2 protein-coding genes and 1 pseudogene are annotated in these 2575 nt (G+C 33.2%); 1 reads left to right on the top strand and 2 read right to left on the bottom strand.

What is annotated here, in order from left to right; all coding sequences use genetic code 11:
* Positions 1–170: pseudogene (locus HMPREF3129_RS18885) on the bottom strand (YehE family protein); the annotation flags it as partial.
* 528 nt (positions 171–698) lie between these two features.
* Between HMPREF3129_RS18885 and HMPREF3129_RS07785 the strand changes: the two are divergent.
* On the top strand, positions 699–1826 hold the full coding sequence (locus HMPREF3129_RS07785; RefSeq protein WP_012368157.1) for a hypothetical protein: 1128 nt from the start codon (positions 699–701) through the stop codon (positions 1824–1826).
* A 126-nt stretch (positions 1827–1952) separates the two neighbouring features.
* On the opposite strand, the gene HMPREF3129_RS07780 is transcribed toward HMPREF3129_RS07785, so the two are convergent.
* The coding region (locus tag HMPREF3129_RS07780; RefSeq protein WP_070486920.1) for a DUF1120 domain-containing protein at positions 1953–2575 on the bottom strand (623 nt) is incomplete at its 5' end.

Raw genomic sequence — 2575 nt, 5'->3', positions numbered from 1 at the left:
GGGCTTATGACTCCGTAATCAAAAATAACATCACGCTGTGTCGCCCCATTAATAGTACAAGTTGGTGGCTTAATATCACCGTTGATTTTTAAGTTAGCTACAGGGGATTTAGCCAACACTGGCGTAGATATTATCGCCAGCATAGTAAGGCTAAGTAATAATTTTTTCATATCATTATTCCTTTTTAGAGGATAAATAACAAAGCAATATTATATAATACACCTTTTGTTTATTTATTTAATGATATCTGAATATATTTTTAATATATCTAATTTAGACTTTCTTAAACTGAGTTTATTTTAATGTCTAATATTATCTAAAAGTGATAATTAAAAATAGACCTTTTATATCGCTAATAGCTATTTTATTTTTTTTCAAGTGCATTTGTGTGCAGATTATTGTCAGAGCAATCAAGCTATAAGGTGAGAATACGTGAAATGGAATAAGCATAGAAAGTGAAAAAAGAACGCAGGAGAAAATCTTAAAATGATGTTTGTTAACAGTTATTGAAAATATTATCTTACTAAAAATAGCGGGAATGATTCTTTTTTAGAATGCTTTTCTTTACTTTGTTTTTATTTTAGTTTTTATATGGAATAATGATTTTTATTCTTATTGTTAGAGATAAAAATCAATAATAATCATATAATAAATAATATATAGATGGTTCTATCTGTCATTATGCTTGGTGGTGAAAATTGAAAACGATAACTATTAAAATCAGTCTTTTTGTTTTGTCACTGTTTTTCCCTCTCCTAACAAAAGCACTTGTTATTCCAGATAATGGAACGGGGTATATAGGTGAATTAACGCCTCCTCAATCATATATGTCACTTCGTAGTAGTGGTAATTACTATGGAGCGGCTGTAGGTGTTAATAATGTTGTAGATTATTGTAGTAAAAACAGTGCGCAATGGCAGAATTTTTTATTCCCATTCCCAGGAAGTCAAGAGGGGGAGTACGGATTAAAATTATATAATAAAAACGTAAGTGAAGAGGAAAATAGGGAAAATTATTTAGTTGCAGCTATCAATGGAATAGTATCTATCGATGCGTTGTATTATCAGAATGGATTACCTTCCCCGACAAGAATTACCCTGCGTCGAGGAAAAGAAATTTCTAGAACAGAGGAATATTCTAATCAATTTGTCTATCGTCACCCAATGTGCTGGTATGGTAATTTATCACGTGTAAGTAATACTAGCTTGAGAATAAGCTCTTATTCTATTTATGCAGTAGGCCATGTTAAACCCGGTATTTACGATTTTGTAGCTCCAATATATTTTACTACAGCTCAAACAGCAACCTCAGGCGGGGCTAATCCAGATCTATCTTCAGTTCCTTTTTCATTTGGTAATGGTCCTATTCACGTCTTAAAAACATGTAATGTTTCTCCTGCTAGCTCAACAAATATACAATTTGCCGCTCAACTAGCACAGAATTTTAAGTCAGCCAAGTTACTTGAGCAAAGTGTCGCTAGTATGCTTGTCTCTTGCCCTCATTCAGGAAATATGTACGTGACATTAAAACCCTATAATGAGCTAGTCAATGCAAGTAAAACGGGGATGACAATGTCTCCCAATATCCCTTTGAAAGATAAAGAAGTCGCACCTTATATCACGGTATCTGATGCAGCTAAAAAAATAACTAATGCAGTATGTAATAACAATTCTGCCGAGGCCTTAGAGTTTTATGCAGGACAATCTTTGGGAAAATATAATGGGGGAACTGTTTATAAGTCATTATCATTCAACCTTTGTGCCAATGGAAATATACCTACGAATACTTATAAAGGAAGTATTGATGTATCGTTCCTGATTGAATGATGTACTAATTTGATATTCAGAACATTGATAGCGCGCTAAGTACTGTTAAGTACTGTTAAATTTTTAACGTAAAAGATAATCACAATATAAAAATTAATGATATTGTGATTATCAATTACTTTAAAATTAGACACCAAAGTTAAAAGTGAGAACAGCCTCCCCGATAAAATCTAAACCATTAGATAAATCTATTCCTTTTTTACTTAATTCATCTCTAGATAAAATAAAAGTACTCATTGTCATTCCTTGTCTAAAACTTGCTTGGAAAATTTCACCTGAAATTAGAGCCAGGGCGTTTTTATCAACGCTTGTTTGTTTTTCTGATGTCCAACCATTGGTTGGCCCTTTGTATAGGGCGTTATTGTAGCTGGTTCCTGTAATAGACACATCGTTTGCTCGTGAAATATACGCAGGTTTGCTATCGACAGTCACATTATCCCATGCGAAGAAAGCTGCACCAACCGCGGTTTCAGGATTTGCTTTATCAACTAAATGAAACCAGCCTGATGTATTATTAACACTTAATTCTGTATCAGCATAAGTGTCAGATGCAGTAAATGTTAAATATGTTTTTGCATCACATTCAATCGTAACTGTATTTTGAACTCCAATGTCAGAATAATAGTAGACAGTCGATTGAGGGATAAGTGTTGGGCTTATGACTCCGTAATCGAAAATCACATCACTTTGTGTTGCTCCATTAATAGTACAAGTTGGGGGCTTAATATCACCGTTGATTTTTAAGTTAG

It is taken from the genome of Proteus sp. HMSC14B05 (assembly GCF_001808035.1).
Lineage (GTDB): Bacteria > Pseudomonadota > Gammaproteobacteria > Enterobacterales > Enterobacteriaceae > Proteus > Proteus mirabilis.
Note: the sequence above shows the minus strand (reverse complement) of the source record. Positions and strands in the feature narration are given on the sequence as shown.